Genomic DNA, 400 nt, shown 5'->3' on the forward strand with positions numbered 1-400 from the left:
CAACCAGGCCGCCATCATCCCGGTCAGCGCCGAGGTGATCAGCACCCCAACCGTCGCCAGCGACAGCGCGGGCCACAGCGCGACGCGAAAGGAGCTGGCCTGGGTGCGCATCCCGCCGTCCAGCAGGATCACCGCCAGCGCCAGGTTACTCACCATATAGGCGAAGGGGTAATTGTCGAAGGGGATGCCGCCGATGCCGTCAATGCCTGCCAGCATCCCGATGGCCAGAAAGATGACCAGAATCGGGATGCCAAGGCGCGAAGAAAAGGAGCTCAATAAGATACTGCAGGTTACTAAAACAGAACCCAGAATAAACAGACTAATGACCGCAGCGGCGTCCAATGTTCACGTACTCCCTGACTGGCGTGAAAAAAGGCTAAAAGTGACACTATTTTAACAA

At 57.0% G+C, this 400-nt stretch carries 1 protein-coding gene; it reads right to left on the reverse strand.

The features are described from left to right. A partial coding sequence (locus tag FJV41_RS56390; RefSeq protein ID WP_181791648.1) for a cation:proton antiporter domain-containing protein occupies positions 1–342 on the reverse strand: 342 nt, incomplete at its 3' end. Between the last annotated feature and the right edge of the window lie 58 nt (positions 343–400).

This window comes from Myxococcus llanfairpwllgwyngyllgogerychwyrndrobwllllantysiliogogogochensis (assembly GCF_006636215.1).
Taxonomy (GTDB): Bacteria; Myxococcota; Myxococcia; order Myxococcales; family Myxococcaceae; genus Myxococcus; species Myxococcus llanfairpwllgwyngyllgogerychwyrndrobwllllantysiliogogogochensis.